Here is a 24,097-nt window from a genome sequence, read left to right as displayed (position 1 = left end):
GCTTCTTTTATTTTTTACCTTTATTTTTTGCTCCAGCATGACCTCTAAAAGATCTAGTTGGTGAAAACTCTCCTAATTTGTGACCTACCATGTTTTCTGTTACGTAAACTGGTACAAATTGACGACCGTTATGAACTGCGATAGTTTGTCCAACGAAATCTGGTGTAATCATTGAAGCTCTAGACCAAGTCTTAACAACTGCATTTTTACCACTTTCTACGTTTTCTTGAACTTTCTTGTCTAATTTATAATGAACGAAAGGTCCTTTTTTTAATGAACGTGCCATATCTTATTATTTCTTTCTACGTTCTACGATATACTTGTTACTCGGGTTTTTCTTAGAACGAGTTCTGTAACCTTTAGCTGGCAATCCGTTTCTTGAACGTGGGTGCCCTCCAGAAGAACGTCCTTCACCACCTCCCATAGGGTGATCAACAGGGTTCATCGCTACTGGTCTAGTTCTAGGTCTTCTTCCTAACCATCTTGTTCTACCTGCTTTACCAGATACAACTAATTGGTGGTCAGAGTTAGAAACAGCTCCAATTGTAGCTGAACAAGTTAACAAGATTAATCTTGTCTCACCTGATGGCATTTTAATTGTTGCATATTTCCCGTCTCTTGCCATTAACTGAGCAAAAGTTCCAGCTGAACGAGCGATAACGGCTCCTTGTCCTGGACGTAACTCAATACAAGATATAACAGTTCCAAGAGGAATTCTGCTTAAAGGTAAAGTATTACCAATCTCTGGTTGAGATTCTGGTCCAGAAACTAATTTCTGACCAACTTTCAATCCATTTTGAGCGATAATATAAGTTTTCTCTCCATCAGCATAAGCTAATAAAGCAATAAATGCAGTACGATTTGGATCGTATTCGATTGATTTCACTGTAGCTGGAATTCCATCTTTAGTTCTTTTGAAATCGATGATACGATATCTCTGCTTGTGACCACCACCCGTATAACGCATGGTCATCTTTCCTTGACTATTTCTACCTCCTGAGTTTTTTATCGGCGCTATCAAAGAGCGTTCCGGCTTATCAGTTGTAATAGCGTCATAACCATTCACAACTCTAAATCGCTGACCCGGGGTAATAGGTTTTAATTTTCTTACTGACATTTTTCTATCTTAGATATTGTTGTAAAAATCAATTGTTTCTCCTTCTTGTACTTGAACAATTGCTTTTTTGTATGCATTTGTCTTTCCACTGATTAAACCACTTTTAGTGTATTTAGTAGATCTATCTGGTCTCACATTCATTGTGTTAACAGAAACGATAGTCACTCCATAAGCAGCCTCTACAGCTTTCTTAATCTCAACTTTGTTTGCTTTTTTGTTAACAACGAATCCGAAGCGGTTTAGAACTTCACTTTCTTTGGTTACTTTTTCCGTTACTATAGGTCTAATTATGATGCTCATATTCCTATTATTTACTTAAATTTTCTTCAATTAACTCTAAAGAACCTTCCAAAAGCACTAAATTATTAGCGTTTAATATTGCGTAAGTGCTTAATTCTGAGCTAGTTACGACATTTGAAGCCTTTAAATTACGTGACGACAAATATACGTTTTTATTTGACTCACCCAACACAAATAAAGATTTTTTATTCTCTAACCCTAAAGCTTTCAAAACGTTAATGAAATTTTTAGTGTTTGGCGCTTCGAAATTAAAATCTTCTACAACTACGATATTTGACTCTTTTGCTTTGATTGAGAAAGCAGATTTTCTAGCCAATCTTTTCAAACCTTTATTCAATTTGAATGAATAACTTCTTGGTCTTGGTCCGAAAACTGTTCCACCACCTTTAAACAAAGGACTCTTAACACTTCCTGCACGAGCAGTACCAGTTCCTTTTTGTTTTTTAATCTTACGCGTACTTCCTGTTACTTCAGCTCTTTCTTTAGCCTTGTGAGTACCCTGTCTCTGATTAGCAAGATATTGCTTAACATCAAGATATACTGCGTGATTGTTTGGTTCAATTGCGAATACTGAATCAGAAAGTTGAACTTTTCTTCCAGTATCTTTTCCGTTGAAATCTAATACTTTTACTTCCATTACTTCTGAATGATTACATAAGAGTTTTTGTGTCCAGGAACACATCCTTTAACAACAAGTAGATTCTTCTCAGCAACTACTTTTAAAACTCTAAGGTTTTGAACTTTTACATTTTCTCCTCCCATTCTTCCAGCCATACGCATTCCTTTGAATACTCTAGATGGATAAGAAGAAGCTCCTACAGAACCTGGCGCTCTTAAACGGTTGTGCTGACCATGAGTAGCTTGTCCAACCCCACCAAAACCGTGACGTTTAACAACACCTTGGAAACCTTTACCTTTTGAGACACCTTGTACATCTACAAATTCTCCTTCTTCAAAAATAGTAACATCAATAAGATCTCCTAATTTTTGTTCAGTTGCAAAATCTTGGAATTCAACGACTTTTTTCTTAGCAACAGTTCCAGCTTTTTTAAAGTGACCTAAAGCCGCTTTAGTAGAATGTTTCTCGTTTTTGTCATCGAAACCAAGTTGTAACGCTTCATACCCGTCAACCTCATTGGTTCTGACTTGGGTAACAACGCATGGCCCAGCTTCGATTACTGTACAAGGAATATTTTTCCCGTTTTCGTCGAAGATACTAGTCATGCCGATTTTCTTACCAATTAACCCAGACATAAATATTAATTATTAATTACTAAAATTCCCTTCAATTTGAAAATAACAGAAATTTCCAAACAGGGAGTGCAAAAGTAGATATTAAAATTGAATAAACCAAACAGTTACAAAAATTAAATCGCTCATTATCAAAATCCAAGCACTAAAACAACAAGAAAACAAACTTCATCAACACCAAAATTCAAGCACTTCTTTTTATAGCAATAACATTTTCCATTTAAAAATTAAACAATAAAATCACAACTAAAAAAACTCGCACTACCCTAAAACAAAGGGATTTAGAATATTTAGAACATTAAAAAAATATTTAATTTTATTCTTTTTCAAATTAAAAACAACTTTTAAAAACAAAAAAAAGCGAGACAAAAAATGTCTCGCTTTTTATATAAAAAAATATAAAAAAAATTATACTTTAATCTCAACTTCAACTCCACTTGGCAATTCAAGTTTCATTAAAGCATCAATAGTTTTAGATGAAGATGAATAAATATCAATCAATCTCTTGTATGACATTACTTCAAATTGCTCTCTCGCTTTTTTGTTAACGTGCGGAGAACGCAATACAGTGAAAAGTTTTTTGTGAGTTGGCAACGGAATTGGACCTGTTACAACTGCCCCAGTAGTTTTTACTGTTTTCACGATCTTTTCAGCAGATTTATCCACTAACATATGATCGTAAGATTTTAGTTTTATTCTGATTTTTTGACTCATTTTCTTAAAATTAAGCGTTACCTTTTGCTTTTTTGATTACCTCTTCTGAAATATTAGAAGGTGTTTCTGCATAATGAGAAAACTCCATTGTAGATGTCGCTCTACCAGATGATAATGTTCTTAATGTTGTAACATAACCAAACATCTCAGCTAACGGCACATCTGCCTTAATAGTTTTCGCTCCGTTTCTATCACCCATATCATTAACTTGACCTCTACGACGGTTCAAGTCACCTACGATATCACCCATGTTTTCTTCTGGAGTGATAACTTCGATTTTCATGATAGGCTCTAAGATAACAGCTCCAGCAGCTTTACCAGACTCTTTATAACCCATTCTTGCAGCTAACTCAAAAGAAAGAGCATCAGAATCCACAGGGTGGAAAGATCCATCTAATAAAGTCACTTTTAAACTATCAACAGCATATCCAGCTAAAGGTCCAGTTTTCATAGCTTCACGGAAACCTTTTTCAACTGCAGGAATATACTCTTTAGGAACGTTACCTCCTTTTACTTCATTCACAAACTGTAATCCAACAGGTACTTTTCCATCAACTTCATCAGCAGGCTCGATTCTAAATACGATATCACCGAATTTACCACGACCTCCAGATTGTTTTTTGTAAGTTTCTCTGTGTTGAGCAGATCTTGTAAACGCCTCTTTATACTCTACTTGTGGCTCACCTTGATTAACCTCTACTTTAAATTCACGTTTCATACGGTCAACTAAGATATCTAAGTGAAGCTCACCCATACCTGAAATAATAGTTTGACCAGAAGCCTCGTCAGTTCTAACCGTAAACGTTGGATCTTCTTCAGCCAATTTAGCTAAAGCCATACCCATTTTATCAACGTCAGCTTTAGTTTTTGGTTCGATAGCGATACCAATTACAGGATCTGGGAATTTCATAGATTCCAAGATAATTGGATGCTTTTCATCAGATAAAGTATCTCCAGTTTTAATATCTTTAAATCCTACAGCAGCTCCAATATCTCCAGCCTCAATAAATTCGATTGGATTTTGTTTGTTAGCATGCATTTGGTAAATACGAGAAATTCTTTCTTTATTACCAGAACGAGTATTTAAAACATAAGAACCTGCATCTAAACGTCCAGAATACGCACGGAAGAAAGCTAAACGACCTACGAATGGATCAGTAGCAATTTTAAATGCTAAAGCAGCAAACGGCTCTTTTACATCTGGCTTACGCAAGATTTTAGTTTGATCTTCTTCCAATAAATCAGCATCATCAGGATGAATTCCCTCAATACCTTCTTTATCTAAAGGAGATGGTAAATATTTACAAACTGCATCTAACATGAATTGAACCCCTTTGTTTTTGAAAGAAGAACCAGCAAGCATAGGAATGATCGCCATATCAATAGTAGCCGCTCTTAATGCATTGTTGATTTCCTCCTCCGTAATAGAGTTTTCATCCTCCATGTACTTATCTAAAAGATTTTCATCATAAGTAGCAATCTCTTCGATAAGGATAGAACGATAGTGCTTTACATCATCAACCATATCAGCAGGAATGTCAACAATATCAAAAGTAGCTCCTTGAGTTTCATCATGCCATACGATAGCCTGATTTTTAACCAAGTCAACAATACCTTTAAAATCAGCTTCATCTCCAATAGGCAAAGTAATTGCAACCGCATTCGATTTCAACATGTCCTTAACCTGTCCGCATACATTTAAAAAGTTCGCACCTTGACGGTCCATTTTGTTCACGAATCCCATACGAGGAACTCTATACTGATCAGCAAGTCTCCAGTTAGTTTCTGATTGAGGCTCAACACCATCAACAGCACTAAATAAGAACACTAAACCGTCTAATACACGTAAAGAACGGTTAACCTCTACAGTAAAGTCAACGTGTCCAGGAGTATCAATAATATTAAAGTGGTACGCTTTTGATTCTGGCAAAACTTTACCTTGCTCAGTTGGAAAGTTCCAAGTACAAGTTGTAGCAGCAGAAGTAATTGTAATACCTCTTTCTTGCTCTTGCGCCATCCAGTCCATTGTTGCAGCACCATCGTGAACCTCACCAATTTTGTGTGATTTTCCAGTATAAAAAAGAATACGCTCAGTTGTTGTAGTTTTACCAGCATCAATGTGAGCAGCGATCCCGATATTTCTTGTATATTTTAAATCTCTAGCCATTTCTTTACGAATTAAAATCTAAAGTGAGAGAATGCTTTATTAGCTTCTGCCATTTTGTGAGTATCCATTCTTTTCTTAACCGCAGCACCTTCTTCTTTAGCAGCAGCTAAACACTCAGCAGCTAAACGTTGCGCCATAGATTTTTCATTTCTTCTTCTTGAATAAAGTATTAACCACTTCATTGCCATAGAAATTTTTCTATCTGGACGAATCTGCATTGGAATTTGGAATGTAGCTCCACCAACTCTACGGCTACGTACTTCTACGTGAGGCATAACGTTAGTTAAAGCATCTTTCCAGATCTCTAATGAAGTTTTCTCATCATTTTGCTTTTTAGTTTCAATGATATCAATAGCATCATAAAATACTTTAAAAGCTGTAGATTTCTTACCATCCCACATTAAGTTATTCACAAAACGTGTTACTAATTGGTCATTAAACCTTGGATCCGGTAAAAGTGGTCTTTTCTTTGCCGCTCTTTTTCTCATGTCTTTTTCTTAAAAGTTTTTAAATTACTTTTTTGCTTCTTTTGGGCGTTTAGCACCGTACTTAGATCTTCTTTGCGTTCTTCCTGCAACACCTGACGTATCAAGCGCTCCACGAACGATGTGATATCTAACACCTGGTAAATCTTTTACCCTTCCACCTCGCACTAATACTATCGAGTGCTCTTGTAGATTATGTCCTTCTCCTGGGATGTAAGCATTCACCTCATTACCATTTGTCAAACGCACACGCGCAACTTTACGCATTGCAGAGTTTGGTTTTTTTGGTGTAGTAGTGTAAACACGCGTACAAACCCCTCTTCTTTGAGGACAAGAATCTAAAGCAACCGATTTACTCTTCTTAGTGATCTGAGTTCTTCCTGTTCTTACTAATTGTTGAATTGTTGGCATAATTAATACTAAAAATTATTATGTTTATTAAATTCCCGCTTTTTACGGGGTTGCAAATGTATAAAATAATTTTCACTATACAAACGTTAAATCATTAATTTTCAACAACATTATTTATATCTATGATTTAACAAAGAAACATTAGATATTTGCTTTACATTTAACTAACAAAACAATTGCATTTGAAACAATTATATTACATACTCATTTTACTATTATCCGTAAATTGTTTCGCACAGTCATTTTATTTGAATATAAATGGAATTAACAAAAAACAAAGCCTAACAATCGATTCTATTCCATATGCAAAAAAACACGTAAACATAAAATCATTAAATGACGAACTTTTTTCAGTAACAAACAAACTCTCAAAACAAGGCTATATAGATTCTAAAATATTAGAAACCAAAAAGATAAATGACAGCACTTATACAGCATTTATAGACTTAAAAACCAAAATCAAAGAAGTACATGTATATATAGGTATAAATAGTTTTTTTAATGAATATAAGAAAAACACAAAAGACAGCATAATTATCCCTTTTACAGAGCTTGAAAACTTCCTTAATAAAGAAATTTCAAACAATGAAAAAGCAGGTTTTGCATTTTCCAAAATCAATCTAGCAAATATCAAAAAAAAGAATTCCATAATTTACGCTGACTTAAATCTTAATTCCGAAAAAAAAAGAACACTAAATTCCATTATTGTAAATTACACAGATCTCTCTTTAAAAGACTACTTCCCAAAAGGAGCATTAAAACAATTAAATAAAAAATACACCAACAGAATATTCAACCAAGAAACTGTAAAAAGACTTTATGAAGATATAAACAGTTTTGAATTTGTTTCTCAAACTAAATACCCCGAAATTTTATTCACCAAAGACTCGACAAAAGTCTACACTTATATTGAAAAAAGAAAAGCAAATACTTTTGATGGCTATGTTGGATTTTCAAACGACGACAGTAAAAAAATACGCCTTAATGGCTATTTAGACATTTCCTTAATTAACATACTCCACGCAGGAGAGCAATTTTCATTATACTGGAAAAGCGACGGCAATAAACAAACGACATTTAATACAAAACTGGAAATCCCATACATTTTCAAAAGCCCGTTAGGAATAAAAGCCCAACTAAATATTTTTAAACAGGATAGCACATTTCAAAACACAAAAACAGAAATAAATCTAGGCTATTTCCTTAACTATAACTCTAAAGTATATGCAGGCTACCAATCAACAGAATCAAGTGATATCCAAAACACCAATAGCGCAACAATCAGTGATTTCAAAAACTCATATTTCACCACCACTTTAGAACATAAAAAAAATGACAACTCCAACTATGTGTTTCCAAGAAAATCATATGCAAACCTGTTATTTGGCTATGGAAAAAGAACAACAAACAACACTACCGAAATCAAAGAAACAACCAATCAATTTTTCGCTAATCTAAACCTATCTTACAATTTCGAATTAAATAAGAAAAACTTTATTTACATCAACCCACAAATCTTATATCTAAAGAGTGACAATTACATCACAAACGAACTTTTTAGATTTGGAGGATTAAATTCAATTCGAGGTTTCTCAGAAAATAGTCTTCAAGGAAATATTGCAAATCTATTTATTACCGAATACAGATATTTACTTAGCTCAAATTTATACGCACACACCATACTCGATTATGGAATTTACCAAGATCGAACTTCAATAAAAAATAGCGAAAGATTCAACAGTTTAATTAGTATTGGTGTAAGTTTAGGACTACTAACAAAAAATGGGTTATTAAAGATAATAATAGCTAATGGTAGCACAAATGAAGACAAAATAAAATTTTATAACAGTATCCTTACAATCTGTTACAATGTTAAATTTTAGGATTTTACAAAAAATCATTAACAAAATATTAGGATTTTTAACAAGTATTTACGAATATTACATGACTAATCCAAAATATTTGACGATATGAAATCAAAACAAAACAGATTCTTAGTGTTTTTACTAGCACTAATGGCGCAGCTAACCTTTGCGCAAGAAAGAACTGTTTCAGGTATTGTTACCGATGATGCAAATATGCCTCTACCAGGCGTAAGCGTATTAATAAAAGGAGCAAAAACTGGAACACAAACCGATTTTGATGGAAAATATTCCATCAAAGCATCACCAAATCAAGTCTTAGTTTTTAGCTATATCGGAATGAAATCACAAGAATTTCCAGCTAGCTCAACAAAAGTCAATGCTAAACTTTCCAGTGACGCACAACAATTAGAAGGAGTTGTAGTTACAGCTTTAGGATTATCGCGAGAGAAAAAATCTCTCGGTTATGCCACTCAAGAAGTTAAAGGAGAAAATCTAGCCGCGGTTAAAAGCGATAACTTCGTAAATGCCATATCAGGAAAAGTCTCTGGAGTACAAGTAAAAAGAACAACAAATTTTGGAGGCTCTACCAACATTGTTATTAGAGGAAATTCTTCTCTAACAGGAAACAACCAAGCGCTATTTGTAATTGATGGGGTACCAGTAAGCAACAACAATTCAAACACAAGAGACCAAGAACAATCTGGAGCAGGTTATGACTACGGAAGCGCCGCATCAGATATCAACCCGGAAGACATTGAATCTATCAACGTCCTAAAAGGTTCTGCCGCCAGTGCCCTTTATGGATCTAGAGCGGCTAATGGTGTTGTTGTTATAACAACAAAAAAAGGAAACAAAAAAGCAAAAGGCTATTCAATTACTGTTAATTCAGGCGTAACAATTGGTTCTGTCGACAAAAGTACTTTCATAAAATATCAAAAGCAATATGGTGCAGGATATGGACCTTATTATGGCCCCGATGAAGATTCGTACTTAGATCATATCGACATAAATGGAGACGGAATTTTAGACAATGTAACTCCGCTAACTGAAGACGCTTCGTATGGGCAAGCTTTTGATCCAAATTTATTAGTTTATCAATGGGATGCATTTTACCCTGAGTCGCCAAATTACATGAAAGCGACACCGTGGGTAGCCGCAAAAAATGGTCCAATTACATTTTTTCAAAAACCAGTCGCTCTTACAAATTCAATTTCAATCGATAAGGGTTTAGACAATGGCTATTTGAGATTAGGAGCTAATAATCTTGATCAAACTGGCTTATTACCAAACAGCAGCTTAAAGAGAAACACTTTTACATTAAACGCATCTACCCTAATCAACGACAGATTAACTGTAGCAGGATATGGAAACTTTACAAAAACAAGCACAATTGGTAGAAACAGCACGGGATACAACGACAATATCGCTGGTAATTTTAGACAATGGTGGCAAACCAACGTTGACATAAAAAGCCTAAGACAAGCTTATGAACTTACAGGACGGAATGTAACGTGGAACCCTAATTCCTACACTAATCCAACTCCAATATTTTGGGACAATCCATATTTTCAACGTTACGAAAATTACGAATCAGACAGCAGAAGCAGATTCATCGGAAATGTTTCGTTAAACTACAAAATTGCAAAGTGGTTAGATGCTTTTGGCCGAATTTCTGTTGACACATATGATGAACTACAAGAAGAAAGAAGAGCCATTGGAAGTGTCCCTGTTGATTTTGGTATTGGAACTGGAGGTGGCGATGGGTCTCTTAATAGAAACCCAGCTTCATCAGGTTACTCACGAAAAAACATAGGCTTCAGTGAATACAACTATGACTTTATGTTAAACTACAACACAGACATTACGCAAAAACTAAATCTAAAGGGTGTTGTCGGTGTAAATATTCGAAGAAGTTATTATAACTCAATATTCGCAGCAACAAACGGTGGACTTGCCATACCAAAATTATATTCCCTACAAAATACTGTTAGTCCTCTATTAGCTCCCATTGAAAGAGATGAAGCTATAGGAGTAGACGGTATTTACGGAAGCGCATCTTTTGGGTATGAAGATTATTTATTCCTTGAGGGAACAATCAGAAGAGACCATTCATCAACCCTTCCAGAAGCAAACAGCACCTACTACTACCCTTCTGTTTCTTCTAGTTTTGTATTCTCTAAATTTATAGAAGCAGATTGGCTTTCTTTCGGAAAAGTAAGACTTAATTACGCAGAAGTAGGAAATAGCCCTGGGTTTGATAGAGTTCTAGACACCTATGCAGTCAACACTGCTTTTGGAGCAGCATCTGCATCTGTAAAGGACACCAAAAACAACCCTAATCTAAAACCAGAACGCACAAAAAGCTACGAAGCAGGTTTAGAACTTTCTTTCTTTAAAAAGAGATTGGGATTTGATTTCTCTTACTACAAATCAAATTCAATTGATCAAATAATCCCATTAAGACTTACTGCATCTACAGGATACCTGTACGAATTAATTAATGCAGGAGAAATTGAAAATAAAGGGATCGAAATAACCTTAAATGGTACGCCAATAAAAACAGACAATTTTTCATGGGAGGTTAATTTAAACTTTGCCAGAAATAGAAACAAAGTTTTAAACCTATTGGAAGGTATTGACAACCTGCAATTAGGATCTTTTCAAGGCGGTGTGACAATAAATGCTGCTGTGGGCCAACCATATGGCGTAATATATGGTACAAAATATACTTATTTAAATGGAGAGCGAGTTGTTGACCCAAGCAATGGCCAATATATCAAAACTTCAACTTCTGACAATCCTATTGGAAATGCAAATCCCGATTATACAGGAGGCCTAAACAACAAATTCACCTACAAAAGCTTTTCGTTTGAATTTTTAATAGACATGCAAAAAGGCGGACAAATATTCTCATTAGATCGCTATTATGGCTTAGCAACAGGTTTGCCAGACGACACCGCATATTTAAATGAATTAGGGAATCCAATCAGAAACCCATTGACCTCGGGAGCTGATAGTGGAGGCTTTATAAACCCAGGAGTAAATCCTGACGGCAAAGTAAACACAACTAGAATTGAGGCAAGCCGATTTGGAGCTCAAGGCTACAGAAGAGGTCTGCCTGACGAGGCATTTGTATATGACGCAAGTTATATAAAACTAAGACAGACATCAATTGCATATTCACTACCAGAAAAGGTATTAAAAAACACATTCATAAACGGAATGACTTTTAGTATTGTTGGAACAAATCTTTGGATTATCCATAAGAATTTACCCGATGCGGATCCTGAATCAGGATTAGGAGCTGGTAACTTACAAGGTTACTCAACAGGATCTCTACCATCAACAAGAGATGTTAGCTTCAACATTAAATTCCAATTTTAAATCTAGAAATCATGAAAAAAATATTTATAATCATACTCACTGCGGCAGTATTCTCGTCCTGTTCTGATGATATAGAAAAATTAAATGTCAACGTAAAAGATCCATCCAATGTACCTGGAGAAGCGTTATTTACGAGTGCGCAAAAAAGTTTGGTAGACCAAATGACAAATACAAATGTCAACAATAACATCATTAGATTAATTAACCAGTATTTTACTGAAACTGTTTATACAGATGAAAGCAACTACGACTTAGTTACAAGGACGATTCCAGAACAACACTGGCAATTTTTATATAAGGATGTATTAAAAGATTTAGATCAAAGTGCCAAAAACATTACTAATACACCACTTGGTTTAACAGAAAACCCTTTAGACAAACAAAACAAACTTGCAATTATAGAAGTCTTAAATGTTTATACTTATGCAATATTAGTTGAAACGTTCGGAAACATTCCATATTCTCAAGCTATAAATCTTAAATACAAAACACCAAAGTACGATGACGGCCTAACAATCTACAAAGATTTAATCACAAGATTAAACAATGCAATAGCTAAATTAGACACTGGAGGCAAAAGCTTTGGAGACAATGATAGGATTTATGGGGGAGATATATCAAAATGGATCAAGTTTGCAAACACTCTAAAATTAAGGATGGGCATAACTATTTCTGATATCCCATCCGAAAATGCATTAGCACAAGCAACCGTATCAAGTGCAGCACCATTTGTATTCACATCAAATCTTGATAATGCTGACCTAAAATACCTTACAGCTACACCAAATACTAACCCATTATATGTTGATCTTGTTGCGAGTGGCCGTTCGGATTTTGTTCCAACTAGTACAATAATAGACAAAATGAACAATTTAAAAGATCCAAGGAGAGCAAAATACTTTGATAACAACATGGACGACCCATCAACCCCAGAAATAGAATATATAGGAGGAGAAAATGGCGCTAGCAATTCATTTGCACAAAAAACACACATTACACCAACAATTCAAGCTCCAGACTTTCCAGGAACAATTTTAGACTATGCTGAAGCGGAATTTCTTTTAGCAGAAGCAGCGGAAAGATCTTTATACGGAACTCCTGCAGATGCTGAAACACATTATAATACCGCAATAACCGCTTCCATTTTAGACTGGGGAGGAACACAATCTGATGCTACGACTTACCTAGCAAATCCGGATGTTGCTTACTCAACTGCCGCAGGAACATGGAAAGAAAAAATAGGAACACAAAGTTGGATAGCATTTTACAATAACTCATTTGAGGGTTGGTCGTTCTATAGAAGATTAGATTTTCCTGTTTTAATCGCCCCACCCGATGCCGTGTCTGGTTTTCCAATGCGATATACTTATCCAATTATTGAGCAATCGTTAAATAAAGCAAGCTATACAGAAGCAAGCGCTGCAATTGGTGGTGATGCTGTGGAAACCAAATTATTTTGGGATAAATTTTAACTTATATTTTTCAATTAACAATAAACGGTTACAGATATTCTGTAACCGTTTATTGTTTTTAAAACTAAATTAACCCTAATTTTACATTTGACCCACTTGAGCCAGAATCTCAAACAAAAAAGTTGCAAACCATCCAAAAAGAAAACCACATTTTCAATTCTTCCAACAATCAAAAGACTTGCTTAATATTCAAAATAACAACAAACACAAATCACTTTATACATCTCTTAATGACTAGTATTAAAGATTCTCGCTCTTTTTAACAAAATTTAGCAGTAAATCTCATTGTTTTTATTGAGACAAAAGTTATAAAAAAAACATTTAAACACCCTCAATCGATAAATTTAACATTTGTAGGTTTGACGAAATTTTTAATTATTATCAAATTTAACACTAAAAATTACGGATTTGCAATTTTAAGCTACTTTTAATCAGCAAAACAGCAAAATCACATCCTAAAATCATTATTTAACTAAAAAAAAAGCTTTTTAAATTAGGTAGATTAACAAATTATTAAGATTTTTGTCGGACTAATTCAAAATATTTAAAAATGAAACTAAAGTTCAATGGATTCTTAGTACTTTTATTAGTACTAGTTGCGCAACTTTCTTTTGCGCAAGAAAGAGCTGTTTCGGGAACAGTTTCTGACAATGCAGGAATGCCTTTACCAGGTGTTAGTGTATTAGTTAAAGGAACTAAGACAGGAACGCAAACAGACTTTGATGGTAAATTTTCGATCAAAGCTTCTTCAAGCCAAATTTTGGTATTTAGCTACATTGGAATGAAAACCCAAGAAGTAGCTGCAAGTTCATCTACTGTAAACGTTAAAATGGCGGATGCAGGGGCACAAGAACTTGAAGGTGTAGTTGTTACTGCTTTTGGTATTAAAAGAGAGAAAAAAGCTCTTGGTTACGCGACTACGACTTTAAAAGCAGAAGCTCTTACTCAAGTAGTTAACACAAACCCTTTTGAGACCCTTTCTGGTAAAATTGCTGGGGTTGATATTACTGCTCCATCTCAACCAGGAGCTTCTACAAAAGTTGTAATTCGTGGTTTCAACACAATTACTCAACCAGGTGGTCCCCTTTATGTTGTTGATGGAACACCAATCAATAACAGCTACAGTGGATCAACATCTTCTACTAGATCTTATGATGCTGGAAACGGTATTACAGACCTTGACCCAAATAACATCGAAAGCATGACAGTTCTTAAAGGAGCGGCGGCATCTGCGTTATATGGATCTAGAGCTGGTGGAGGTGTAATCATCATTACAACCAAAAAAGGAAAAGCAAATACAGGTATCAAAGTTGATATGTTAGCTTCAACAGAATTTAGTGAAGTAGCTAGAGTTCCACATTTACAAAATCAATTTGGACAAGGATGGAACGGAGCTGGATATTCTGGAACAAATTCTTACAGTAATGAGAATGGATCTTGGGGACCTGCGTTTAATGGCGAGGTTAGACCATGGGGAACTGTGTACAACGGGACACAGCAAATTAAGCCATATGTTGGATTAAATGATAACGTTAGAGATTTCTATGACACTGGTATATTGTCTACACAATCTGTAAACTTAAGTGGAGGTGGAGATACATCTGATTTCTCTTTAGTATTTTCTAATGTAAACAGTGATGGAGTTGTTCCTACTGATACAGACTTATACAAAAAGCAATCTTTAGGTTTCAATGGCGGTTTAAAAGGAAAAAAATTCACTTTAAGAACTGCATTAAACTATGTTTATAAAGACCAAAGTGTCGTTAACACTGGACAAGGTGATGATGCAGGACAAGGATCTACATTACAACAAGATTTATTACAGATCCCAAGAGATATAAGTGTGGTAGACTTAAGAGATTACAAAAATAACATCTTTAATACGCCAGACTATTATTTTACCCCTTATGCAACAAATCCATACTTCTCAATTAACGAAAATAGCACAAAAATCTACGGAAACAATATTTTTGGAAATGTTAATTTAAGTTATAAAATCACTGACAAATTAACAGCTACATGGCAAGTTGGTGGTAACTTTAGAACTGAAAGACAAAAAAGCTATGGCGCAATTGTAAACTACTTACCAGGTACTCCACAAGCTGTGGCTGGGGCTAACAAAGTTGTGGGAGGAGTAACAGAGGGAAGATCAGAATTTAGCGAATTTGATACTTTCTTTAACTTAAACTACAACACTAATTTAAGTGAAGACTGGACATTAAATCTTTTGGGTGGTTTCAACTACAACAAAAGAGAATCTGACCAATTGTTCAACACGATTACAAACTTAGGTATCCCAGGATATTACGAGCTTTCTAACTCAGCTGTTAGACCAACAATTACTCAATCAAACTCTATGAGAAAAACTGGAGCGGTTTATGCTTCTGCAGAGATTGCTTTCAAAAACAGATATTTCTTAACAGTTACAGGTAGAGAAGATGTTACATCAACTTTACCAATTGGTAACAATGCATATTTCTACCCTGCATTATCTCTTGGTGCAATCGTAATTGACAATGGAGACACTTTCTTAAAATTAAGAGGTGCAGGTTCTAAAATTGCAAATGACACACAAGCTTATGTTACTGAGAATTCTTATGTTCCTGGATCTGCAGCTGCTAACTTTGGTATTATTGCATCTCCAATTGGCGGAATTAGTTTCTATGAAGCTGCTGCGAGATTAGGAAATGCTGATTTAAAACCAGAAACAACTGTAGAATATGAAGTTGGAGCTGAGGGATCTTTCTTAAAAAACAGAATTAGCTATGATATTGCTTTATATCACAAAACAACATCTGATTTGATCGTTGCTTTACCGTTAGATCCATCTACTGGTTTTACTTCTAAATTTATCAATGCTGCTGAATTAGTAAATAAAGGTATCGAACTTTCTCTTAGTGCAAGTCCAATTAAAAACAACAACTTTACTTGGAATTTAACCTACACTTTCACTAAAAACATGAGTGAAGTTACAAAGTTAGCTGATGGATTCGATAGAATTGATGTGAATTCTGCATACGGAGTTACATACTCTGCAGCAAAAGGAGAACCTCTTGGAACATTCTTTTCTCAAGTACCAAAAACTAATGCTGCTGGCCAATATATCGTAAATCCTTCGACAGGAATGTATGAAGTTAGTGATGACATCCAAAAAATTGGAAATTCACAACGTGATTTCGTAATGGGATTACAAAACAACTTCAAATACAAAAACTTCAATCTAGGATTATCTATGGATTGGAAACAAGGAGGTGAATTCTATTCATACACTAAGAGACTTTCTCACTTCGTAGGTAATGGTATTGAGACTACTTACAATGACAGAAATCCTTTCATTGTACCAAACTCTGTTAATGAGCACGTAGATGCAACAACTGGTGCTGTAACATATACAGAAAACACTACTCCAATTGCTTGGGATAAAGTAACAACATTCTACAATACTTCTAATAACCCAGGTATTGAAAGAACTCACGTAATTGACAAAACATTTGTAAGATTAAGAGAGATAAATTTAAACTACGATTTCCCTTCTGCGCTTAGCAAAAACATGGGATTAAACAAAATCACTTTAGGAGTTTACGCAAGAAACTTGTTTATGTGGACTCCAGGAGAGAATCCTTACACAGATCCTGAAACGGGTACATATGGAACTGGAGTAGCTTCTGATTTTGGAGAGTTCGGTACTAACCCATCACAAAGATCAGTTGGTGGAGTTTTAAAATTATCATTCTAAAAAAAATATAGAAAAAATGAAAAAGATAGTAACATTAATTACAGCTCTTTTCTTATTAGTGTCATGTGATGAAACATTTGACATTAATAGAGATCCAGATGCATTGCCTCCTGGACAAGCAAACAGTACTATTCTTCCTGCAGGTATTGCAGGTCTAGCTGGTGCTCAAGGATCATACTATGCCATAATTGGTGGATTTTGGTCTCAATTTTGGACACAAAACAATACTTCAAACCAATACAAAGATGTTGACTCATACAGTATTGGAACGAATGATTACCAAGCAGGTTATACAGCAATGTATGACGCTTTAAACGATATTAGAGTTGTAAAAGCACAGGCTGCTGCTGAAGGAAACTGGGATTACTATTTAATTGCAACTGTACTTGAAGTTCAAGGATCTCAAGTTTTAACAGATTTGTATGATGCAATTCCTTACACTGAAGCAAATAATGTAAACATTTTGCAACCTAAATTTAATACTGGAAAAGAAGTTTACGACTTAATGATTGCTGATTTAAAATTAGCTTTATCTAAAGATCTAAGCTCTTCTGTAGGTAGTGCACCAGCTGCTGATGATTTTATTTTTGCTGGCAACATGACTAATTGGACTAAATACGGTAATACTTTATTATTGAAATTATACCTAAGACAAACTGAGGTTAATCCAACTTTAGCGCAATCAGGAATTACAACTTTAATTAATTCTGGTGCTCAATTCTTAGATGTTGATGCTGCTATGACTCAATTTGAAGATGCTGCTGACAGAAGTAACCCTTTATATGAATCTGACAGAAGACAATTAAACACTACTCTTAACTTAAGAGCTAGTAAAACTTTATACTCTTACTTATCAACTAATGCTGACCCACGTTTAGGCAAGTACTATGGTGCTGGAAATCCTAATAACCAAGGAGATTTCGAAAATACAGCAACTAATCTTTCATTAGTTACATTAAGCCCAACTACTCCGGTATTCTTTATTAGCAAAGAAGAAAGTAACTTCTTGCAAGCTGAAGCGCTTTCAAGATACTACGGAGGTGCTGGTGCAAAAGCGAAATACGACGCAGGTGTTACTGCTTCATTCACAAGATGGGGAGGAACAGCTACAGCATTCTTAGCAGCAGGAGGAAAATATGAATTCCCTGCAACAGGAACTGCCGCTCAAGTTGAAGCAATTATTACTCAAAAATGGATTGCAAGTTTCCCTGGAAACGGTTACGAATCATTCTTTGAGCAAAGCAGAACAGGATTCCCGAGGGTTTCTAATGTGCCTCAATCAAATGAAGCTTATGTGCCTGGACAATTTGCTGTATCTGTAGAGAATGTTACAGGTGGTAAATTCCCAAAAAGAGTTGTTTTACCAAACAACGTGAAATCAAGAAATCCAAATGCTCCAGCTTTAAAAGCAATCACTGAGCCAGTTTGGTGGGATGTTAACTAATAAAAAATAAACAATGAAAAATATATTCATAAAACTAACAATGGTAGTAATGGGCGGTTTGCTATTTACTTCTTGTGATGCTGATTCAACAGGAGGAGTATCAAAAGTTACAATATATCCTACTATTGAAGTAAACGGTGCAAGTACAGTATTTGTACCAGCTGGCGGAACTTACACAGACCCAGGAGCTGTAGCAAAAGAAGGTACAACTGTAATCAAAACTGAAGTAAGTTTTAACGGAAACTTCAGAGGGGCTAAAACATTAGATGTTAATCAGCCTGATGAATACACTGAAACTTATACTGCAACAAACAAAGACGGTTTTAAAGCAACCGCTACTAGAAAAGTAATTGTATACAAAACTGGAGATTTAGTAAATAGTATTGAAGGTGTTTATCTTTCTACAACTAGAAGAAATGGTACATTATTACCTGCATCACAAGGAAGCTCTGTAGATATGAAATATATTTATATCTGGAAAAACTCTGATGGTACTTATGGTGTATCTGACGCATTCGGAGGATGGTATAGTATAGGAAGAAATATTGGTATAACTTCTGCTACAAGAGGAGGAACAATTGCTGGTAACATCCCTACCAACACATTTACTTTCCCTGGAAACCCTTTAACAAATCAATATTTTGGAGGAGTTGCAAATATTACTGCTTTAACTGTTAATGCAGCTACTAAGACAGTTGTGCTAACTTGTGCTTGGGTTGCGCCACCTGCTACAAACTATAATTTTGTTTCAACATTAACTCAATTGCAAATCTAAAACTATTAAAATGAAAAAATTAAAATTAAACATAACACGTGTACTTGTTGCTATGCTTGTACTTACTTCATTTGTAGCTTGCGACGAAGTTGGTGATACAGATTCAGGGGGAACTTCTGTTGAAGCTATGGCTGGAGACTGGTTCGTAAATGTAACTGATTCTGACGGACATGTTATTGCTGAACACGCTCTGCATTCAACTTACAACACTGCTGCAAATGATAACACAATGTGGATTGATGATCATGAAAATGGTTATGTTATCAAATGTAAAGTTACAGTTGACACAAAAACTGGAACTTTCAATGCTACTTCAGCTGAAAACATCCTTGATGGTTCTAAAGTAACAATTACTGACGGAAAAATCGAAAAAGGTGCAGCAACTTCAAAAGGTGGACACAAGGTAGACAAAATCTCTTTTAGAGCTCATTTTGACTATGATGCTGCTGGATATGATATCCTTTATGAAGGTCACAAGAGAACTGGTTTCTACGAAGACGAATACTAGGATTTTAATTCAATAGTGTAAATATTAAACCATCCCATTAATTTGGGATGGTTTTTTTATATAAACATATTACCTATATTTGTCCAATGGAAAAAGAACATCAAATATTTGGCATTAGAGCCATCATAGAAGCAATTCAGTCAGGAAAAGAAGTAGACAAAGTTTTCATTCAGAAAGACATTTCTGGCGAGCTTATGAAAGATTTAATGAAGGTAATGAAACGTGCAAACGTTAACTTCTCTTATGTGCCTGTAGAAAAACTAAACCGCCTTACTCCAAATAATCACCAAGGTGCCGTAGCAACCATCTCTCCTATTGGATTTATTGATTTGGAACATCTGGTTGAATCTACAATGGAGTCTGGTAAAAAACCTCTTTTTCTTATCTTAGACCAGATATCAGATGCTAGAAATTTTGGCGCAATTATTAGAACAGCCGAATGTACTGGAGTAAACGGAATTATTGTACAAAAAGCAGGTTCGGCTCCAGTAAATGGCGACACCGTTAAAACTTCTGCAGGCGCTGTATTCAATGTACCTATTTGCAAAGTTGAGCATATAAAAGATGCTATATTCTACCTGCAAGGCTCAGGAATCAAAACAGTTGCTGCGACTGAAAAAACTGATCAAAATATTTATGATATATCACTAGCAGAACCATTAGCCATAATTATGGGATCTGAAGATCGAGGAATAAATCCTTCTGTTTTAAAAATAGTGGACGAAAAAGCAAAACTGCCAATGTTTGGATCGATTGGATCTTTAAACGTGTCTGTTGCCTGTGGTGCTTTCCTATACGAAGCTGTTCGACAAAGAACCTAAAAATACATTTAGAGATTAAGATGCGAATGAAATAATTAAATACCTTTAATTAATGCTTTCAAAATCTAATTCAAAATCAAAATTTATCATATTCCGATGCCTGTTTGTGATTTTATTGATTACAAACAGCTACGGACAAAATACTACGTATAATCAGTTTTGGAATGAAATTCAGTTTAACCAGACTTTAAGCAAAAAATGGGCAACTGAGATAGATTTTGCCGCAACTTATAGCAGTACTGAATCGTCACCAAATTTATTCGAAAATACAATCCAGAGATCTATTAGAGGCTGGGGACATTATTACTTTTCTCCAAGATGGAAATTTTCTGCATTTATCGCTTATTTCAATAATAGAGATGTTCCCGAAATTGGCCAATTCGAATCTCCTGAAACACGATTTGCTCTTCAAGGAATTTATTATTTTCATAAAACTGGATACACCTTAAGCACAAGAATGCGCACTGAATTCCGTCATATGAAAAATAAAGATGATGATTATGAAAATGTTTTTCGGTATCGCCAACAAATTAAATACATACAGCCTATTAACAGTAAGTTCTTAAGAAGCGGCGTAATATATGGAATTGCTTCAGATGAAATTTACTTTAAATCTGGAGCGAAAGTTACGGGTGAAAGTTTCTTCGATAGGAATCGATTCAATGTGGGGGCTGGTTATTTATTTACCGATGATTTTCAGGTCGAATTAACTTATTGCAACGAATACCTCCCACGAAACAACGGAAATCAAACCACTAACGCTGCATCCCTTACTATAACTTTCAATAACCTTATTCGAAATCTTCAAAAGAAATTTAAAGAAAGAAAAACTCCAGAGGCAAAAGATGAGGAGTAATCTAGTTTTCTTCTTTCTTTAAAAAGCATTTAAGCTGTTCAACAATTGCATTTTTATGAAGCTTAAAGTTATAGCTTCGCATAAATTCAGTACCCTGCATATTGATTTCTGCACTAACAGCCTCATAATTAGAAAATGCTTCAAGATCTTTATCATCAATCAAATAAAGAACCTGCATTATCGAATCGTTACGTCTATATTGGGTATCATAATGCGCCAACTTGTACGTTTTACTATCTGCAAGATGAATTATTAAATCATCTTTGATTTTTTTTCCTTCTCTTTTTTCAGGAAATGGCGTCGGCTGTAAGGCAACAAAATAGTGTTCTTTATCTGTAACAATATTAATTTTTAACGATTTTGACTTTGTAGTATAAAATACGGCAGGTTCAAAATAGTAAATCATACTTCCGTCTGCCTGTACCCTATTTTTCACTTCACATTGAGCATTGCCTTTTGCATGAACAAAAAAACACAAGAACAAAACCAAAAATTTCATTTTCTTCATAATGCTCAAAAGATTAAATCGTTATCTAACAAATTTAATCTTTTTATTTTAAAGACAGTTACTCATTATCTTTCTTCTTGCTCCTCCTGTTCTTCTTTTTTGATTACAATATAATTTACCGGATGACTAGAAAAAAAATATTCAAAACCTTCTTCATCATGAGAACGGGGTACAAAATTTCCATTTTCATCAAAATGCTTCATAAAAGGATCACTGCTGGGATCAAAATCAGGACGCTGCCAATCGTAAACAATCGGTTTTGCATATTCTGGTGCTTTATAGAATAGAGTGAGAACAAAACCTGTAATAAGTCCCGCCAAATGCCCTTCCCAAGAAATGGATCGATCAACATCTGGAAAAACATACCAAATCATTCCACCATAAAGCAAGATTACGGTTAGAGATAACGCTACGAGTCTATAATATTTAGTCTGAATCCCTTTAAAGAAAATAAAGCTCACGAGAACATAAATCAATCCACTTGCCCCAATATGGAAATTTTCTCGCCCAACAAGCCAAGTAATCAATCCTGAAAATAAAATACCATAACCGATTACACCTAATGTCTGTTTTGGATAAAAAAATCGCATCGCAGCTAATAGTATTACAAGTGGAATGCTATTATTATATAAATGATCTAAATTTTCATGAATAAATGGACTAAATAAAACACCGCGTAAACCAATTAGGTCTCTTGGGTAAATTCCGTATCGATAAAAATCAAAGTCAAAACGAATCTGAAGCCAATACACAATCCATAAAAAAAGGGCAAAAAAAAGCGGAAGTCCAACAACCGAATTTGAAAACTTAAAATTAGTATTGCTCATATTTTTACAAAATAATATTTAACAGAACTCAAAAAACTATCCAAAAAAAATTTACTGATATTTTGTCATATCAAAATAAGAAATTGTCTCAAATTGGAACAATCCTTCTCCACGCGAAGTGTTTTAACTTTTGAATAAATGAAATTTAAATCTTAAAACAGTAATTTTGTAATATGGAAGCACCTTTAGCAGAGCGTATTCGTCCGCAGAAATTAGAAGATTATATCAGCCAGCAGCACTTGGTTGGACCAACTGGATCCTTAACTCAGCAAATTTCAAAAGGAATAATTCCTTCGTTAATTTTCTGGGGACCTCCTGGTACAGGCAAAACAACTTTGGCCCAAATAATTGCTCAAGAATCAAAAAGACCATTTTATATTCTTAGTGCCATAAATTCAGGTGTAAAAGATATTCGCGATGTTATCGATAAAGCAAAACAAAGCGGCGGACTTTTTACTGCTAAAAATCCCATTCTATTTATTGACGAGATTCACAGATTTAGTAAATCACAGCAAGATTCACTTTTAGCCGCTGTAGAAAAAGGCTGGATAACTTTGGTTGGTGCTACAACCGAAAACCCGAGTTTTGAAGTGATTCCTGCATTATTGTCACGTTGTCAAGTTTATATATTAAACGCGTTTACAAAAGCCGATTTAGAAGCTCTTTTAGAGCGAGCAATGAAAACTGACGCCTATTTATTGACAAAAAAGATAAATCTAAAAGAAACAGAGGCTTTACTTCGAATTTCAGGCGGTGACGGAAGAAAACTTCTCAATGTTTTTGAATTGGTTATTAATGCTTCTGCTGGTGATGAAATTACTATAACCAATGATCGCGTTTTAGAACTTGTACAGCAAAATACGGTTCTTTATGACAAAACTGGCGAACAGCATTATGATATTATTTCTGCATTTATAAAATCTATTCGCGGCAGCGATCCAAATGGAGCCGTTTACTGGCTAGCTAGAATGATTGAAGGCGGTGAAGATGTAAAATTTATTGCTAGAAGAATGCTAATTCTCGCAAGTGAAGATATTGGCAATGCCAATCCGACTGCTTTAATAATGGCTAATAATACTTTCCAAGCCGTTACCACTATTGGATATCCAGAAAGCCGAATCATATTAAGCCAATGTGCGATTTATTTGGCCACTTCTCCAAAAAGCAATGCTTCGTATATGGCAATAGGAAATGCACAACAATTGGTAAAACAAACTGGCGATTTACCAGTCCCACTTCATTTGCGAAATGCTCCTACTAAATTAATGAAAGAACTAGGATATGGAGATGAATATAAATATTCGCATAATTATGCCAACAATTTTGCCGAACAAGAATTCTTGCCAGATGCCATAAAAGAAACGGTTCTTTACAATCCCGGAAACAATTCTAGAGAGAACAGTACCCGCGAATTTTTAAAGAACCGTTGGAAAGATAAATACGGTTATTAAACCGT

The 24,097-nt window shown here is 34.9% G+C and carries 21 protein-coding genes; 10 read left to right on the top strand and 11 right to left on the bottom strand.

Features of this window, described 5'->3' with window-relative positions; genetic code table 11:
• Nucleotides 1-7: 7 nt before the first annotated feature.
• The 9 genes from rpsS to rpsL all read right to left on the bottom strand — a co-directional run bounded on the left by rpsS (nt 8) and on the right by rpsL (nt 6,445).
• A complete protein-coding gene (rpsS, locus tag BB050_RS10465) occupies nt 8-286 on the bottom strand; it encodes a 30S ribosomal protein S19 (RefSeq protein WP_008464288.1) in 279 nt (92 codons plus the stop codon).
• Nucleotides 287-292: 6 nt separating this feature from the next.
• A complete protein-coding gene (gene rplB / locus BB050_RS10460; protein WP_008464287.1) occupies nt 293-1,117 on the bottom strand; it encodes a 50S ribosomal protein L2 in 825 nt (274 codons plus the stop codon).
• 9 nt (nt 1,118-1,126) lie between these two features.
• Nucleotides 1,127-1,417: a 50S ribosomal protein L23 gene (gene rplW, locus BB050_RS10455; protein ID WP_008464286.1), complete on the bottom strand. Its 291-nt coding sequence runs from the start codon at nt 1,415-1,417 to the stop codon at nt 1,127-1,129.
• A gap of 7 nt (nt 1,418-1,424) precedes the next feature.
• Nucleotides 1,425-2,054 carry a 50S ribosomal protein L4 gene (gene rplD / locus BB050_RS10450; RefSeq protein WP_008464285.1) on the bottom strand — a complete coding sequence of 210 codons (630 nt, stop codon included), beginning with the start codon at nt 2,052-2,054 and terminating at the stop codon, nt 1,425-1,427.
• Nucleotides 2,054-2,671, bottom strand: coding sequence for a 50S ribosomal protein L3 (gene rplC, locus BB050_RS10445; RefSeq protein WP_008464284.1), 618 nt, complete (start codon nt 2,669-2,671; stop codon nt 2,054-2,056). Before rplC ends, rplD begins: the two co-directional genes overlap by 1 nt.
• A gap of 405 nt (nt 2,672-3,076) precedes the next feature.
• Entirely contained in the window at nt 3,077-3,382 is a 306-nt protein-coding gene (rpsJ, locus tag BB050_RS10440) for a 30S ribosomal protein S10 (RefSeq protein WP_007803605.1), read from the bottom strand.
• A gap of 10 nt (nt 3,383-3,392) precedes the next feature.
• The gene (gene fusA, locus BB050_RS10435; RefSeq protein ID WP_008464283.1) at nt 3,393-5,549 is read right to left on the bottom strand and encodes an elongation factor G; all 2,157 of its coding nucleotides are present in this window, start codon (nt 5,547-5,549) and stop codon (nt 3,393-3,395) included.
• An 11-nt stretch (nt 5,550-5,560) separates the two neighbouring features.
• Nucleotides 5,561-6,037 (bottom strand): 30S ribosomal protein S7, encoded by a 477-nt coding sequence (rpsG, locus tag BB050_RS10430; protein WP_008464282.1) that lies wholly within the window; start codon nt 6,035-6,037, stop codon nt 5,561-5,563.
• Between the two features lie 24 nt (nt 6,038-6,061).
• Complete coding sequence (gene rpsL, locus BB050_RS10425; protein WP_007136570.1) at nt 6,062-6,445, bottom strand: 30S ribosomal protein S12; 384 nt, start codon at nt 6,443-6,445, stop codon at nt 6,062-6,064.
• 182 nt (nt 6,446-6,627) lie between these two features.
• Here rpsL and BB050_RS10420 point away from each other — a divergent pair, with 182 nt between their 5' ends.
• The 9 genes from BB050_RS10420 to BB050_RS10380 all read left to right on the top strand — a co-directional run bounded on the left by BB050_RS10420 (nt 6,628) and on the right by BB050_RS10380 (nt 21,306).
• Nucleotides 6,628-8,328: a BamA/TamA family outer membrane protein gene (locus BB050_RS10420; RefSeq protein WP_236940439.1), complete on the top strand. Its 1,701-nt coding sequence runs from the start codon at nt 6,628-6,630 to the stop codon at nt 8,326-8,328.
• An 87-nt stretch (nt 8,329-8,415) separates the two neighbouring features.
• Nucleotides 8,416-11,694, top strand: coding sequence for a SusC/RagA family TonB-linked outer membrane protein (locus tag BB050_RS10415; protein WP_066033530.1), 3,279 nt, complete (start codon nt 8,416-8,418; stop codon nt 11,692-11,694).
• Nucleotides 11,695-11,705: 11 nt separating this feature from the next.
• Nucleotides 11,706-13,166: a SusD/RagB family nutrient-binding outer membrane lipoprotein gene (locus BB050_RS10410; RefSeq protein WP_066033529.1), complete on the top strand. Its 1,461-nt coding sequence runs from the start codon at nt 11,706-11,708 to the stop codon at nt 13,164-13,166.
• 550 nt (nt 13,167-13,716) lie between these two features.
• A complete protein-coding gene (locus BB050_RS10405; protein WP_066033528.1) occupies nt 13,717-16,902 on the top strand; it encodes a SusC/RagA family TonB-linked outer membrane protein in 3,186 nt (1,061 codons plus the stop codon).
• A 16-nt stretch (nt 16,903-16,918) separates the two neighbouring features.
• Nucleotides 16,919-18,346, top strand: a complete 1,428-nt coding sequence (locus BB050_RS10400; RefSeq protein ID WP_066033527.1) for a SusD/RagB family nutrient-binding outer membrane lipoprotein — start codon at nt 16,919-16,921, stop codon at nt 18,344-18,346.
• Nucleotides 18,347-18,359: 13 nt separating this feature from the next.
• A complete protein-coding gene (locus tag BB050_RS10395; RefSeq protein ID WP_066033526.1) occupies nt 18,360-19,121 on the top strand; it encodes an immunoglobulin-like domain-containing protein in 762 nt (253 codons plus the stop codon).
• A 10-nt stretch (nt 19,122-19,131) separates the two neighbouring features.
• The gene (locus BB050_RS10390) at nt 19,132-19,629 is read left to right on the top strand and encodes a lipid-binding protein (protein WP_066033525.1); all 498 of its coding nucleotides are present in this window, start codon (nt 19,132-19,134) and stop codon (nt 19,627-19,629) included.
• 86 nt (nt 19,630-19,715) lie between these two features.
• On the top strand, nt 19,716-20,450 hold the full coding sequence (gene rlmB / locus BB050_RS10385) for a 23S rRNA (guanosine(2251)-2'-O)-methyltransferase RlmB (RefSeq protein ID WP_066033524.1): 735 nt from the start codon (nt 19,716-19,718) through the stop codon (nt 20,448-20,450).
• A gap of 52 nt (nt 20,451-20,502) precedes the next feature.
• Nucleotides 20,503-21,306 (top strand): DUF2490 domain-containing protein, encoded by an 804-nt coding sequence (locus BB050_RS10380; RefSeq protein ID WP_066033523.1) that lies wholly within the window; start codon nt 20,503-20,505, stop codon nt 21,304-21,306.
• Nucleotide 21,307: 1 nt separating this feature from the next.
• Here the strand turns inward: BB050_RS10380 and BB050_RS10375 are convergent, their stop codons facing one another.
• A complete protein-coding gene (locus BB050_RS10375; protein WP_236940438.1) occupies nt 21,308-21,814 on the bottom strand; it encodes a hypothetical protein in 507 nt (168 codons plus the stop codon).
• A 65-nt stretch (nt 21,815-21,879) separates the two neighbouring features.
• Nucleotides 21,880-22,641, bottom strand: coding sequence for a rhomboid family intramembrane serine protease (locus BB050_RS10370; protein WP_066033522.1), 762 nt, complete (start codon nt 22,639-22,641; stop codon nt 21,880-21,882).
• Nucleotides 22,642-22,814: 173 nt separating this feature from the next.
• Here BB050_RS10370 and BB050_RS10365 point away from each other — a divergent pair, with 173 nt between their 5' ends.
• Complete coding sequence (locus BB050_RS10365; protein ID WP_066033521.1) at nt 22,815-24,092, top strand: replication-associated recombination protein A; 1,278 nt, start codon at nt 22,815-22,817, stop codon at nt 24,090-24,092.
• Nucleotides 24,093-24,097: the final 5 nt, after the last annotated feature.

The sequence above is a fragment of the Flavobacterium anhuiense genome, from assembly GCF_001705175.1.
GTDB lineage: Bacteria > Bacteroidota > Bacteroidia > Flavobacteriales > Flavobacteriaceae > Flavobacterium > Flavobacterium anhuiense.
This window is presented reverse-complemented; position numbering and strand designations above follow the sequence as displayed.

Excerpts from the sequence above, each read along its gene's own strand:
- rpsS (WP_008464288.1), bottom strand. The coding sequence starts at position 286 with ATGGCACGTTCATTAAAAAAAGGACCTTTCGTTCATTATAAATTAGAC.
- rpsL (WP_007136570.1), bottom strand. The coding sequence starts at position 6,445 with ATGCCAACAATTCAACAATTAGTAAGAACAGGAAGAACTCAGATCACT.
- BB050_RS10390 (WP_066033525.1), top strand. The coding sequence starts at position 19,132 with ATGAAAAAATTAAAATTAAACATAACACGTGTACTTGTTGCTATGCTT.
- BB050_RS10410 (WP_066033529.1), top strand. The coding sequence starts at position 11,706 with ATGAAAAAAATATTTATAATCATACTCACTGCGGCAGTATTCTCGTCC.
- fusA (WP_008464283.1), bottom strand. The coding sequence starts at position 5,549 with ATGGCTAGAGATTTAAAATATACAAGAAATATCGGGATCGCTGCTCAC.
- BB050_RS10370 (WP_066033522.1), bottom strand. The coding sequence starts at position 22,641 with ATGAGCAATACTAATTTTAAGTTTTCAAATTCGGTTGTTGGACTTCCG.
- rplW (WP_008464286.1), bottom strand. The coding sequence starts at position 1,417 with ATGAGCATCATAATTAGACCTATAGTAACGGAAAAAGTAACCAAAGAA.
- BB050_RS10375 (WP_236940438.1), bottom strand. The coding sequence starts at position 21,814 with ATGAAGAAAATGAAATTTTTGGTTTTGTTCTTGTGTTTTTTTGTTCAT.
- BB050_RS10365 (WP_066033521.1), top strand. The coding sequence starts at position 22,815 with ATGGAAGCACCTTTAGCAGAGCGTATTCGTCCGCAGAAATTAGAAGAT.
- rplC (WP_008464284.1), bottom strand. The coding sequence starts at position 2,671 with ATGTCTGGGTTAATTGGTAAGAAAATCGGCATGACTAGTATCTTCGAC.
- BB050_RS10400 (WP_066033527.1), top strand. The coding sequence starts at position 16,919 with ATGAAAAAGATAGTAACATTAATTACAGCTCTTTTCTTATTAGTGTCA.
- BB050_RS10405 (WP_066033528.1), top strand. The coding sequence starts at position 13,717 with ATGAAACTAAAGTTCAATGGATTCTTAGTACTTTTATTAGTACTAGTT.
- rplB (WP_008464287.1), bottom strand. The coding sequence starts at position 1,117 with ATGTCAGTAAGAAAATTAAAACCTATTACCCCGGGTCAGCGATTTAGA.
- BB050_RS10395 (WP_066033526.1), top strand. The coding sequence starts at position 18,360 with ATGAAAAATATATTCATAAAACTAACAATGGTAGTAATGGGCGGTTTG.
- rpsG (WP_008464282.1), bottom strand. The coding sequence starts at position 6,037 with ATGAGAAAAAGAGCGGCAAAGAAAAGACCACTTTTACCGGATCCAAGG.
- BB050_RS10415 (WP_066033530.1), top strand. The coding sequence starts at position 8,416 with ATGAAATCAAAACAAAACAGATTCTTAGTGTTTTTACTAGCACTAATG.
- rpsJ (WP_007803605.1), bottom strand. The coding sequence starts at position 3,382 with ATGAGTCAAAAAATCAGAATAAAACTAAAATCTTACGATCATATGTTA.
- rplD (WP_008464285.1), bottom strand. The coding sequence starts at position 2,054 with ATGGAAGTAAAAGTATTAGATTTCAACGGAAAAGATACTGGAAGAAAA.
- rlmB (WP_066033524.1), top strand. The coding sequence starts at position 19,716 with ATGGAAAAAGAACATCAAATATTTGGCATTAGAGCCATCATAGAAGCA.
- BB050_RS10380 (WP_066033523.1), top strand. The coding sequence starts at position 20,503 with ATGCTTTCAAAATCTAATTCAAAATCAAAATTTATCATATTCCGATGC.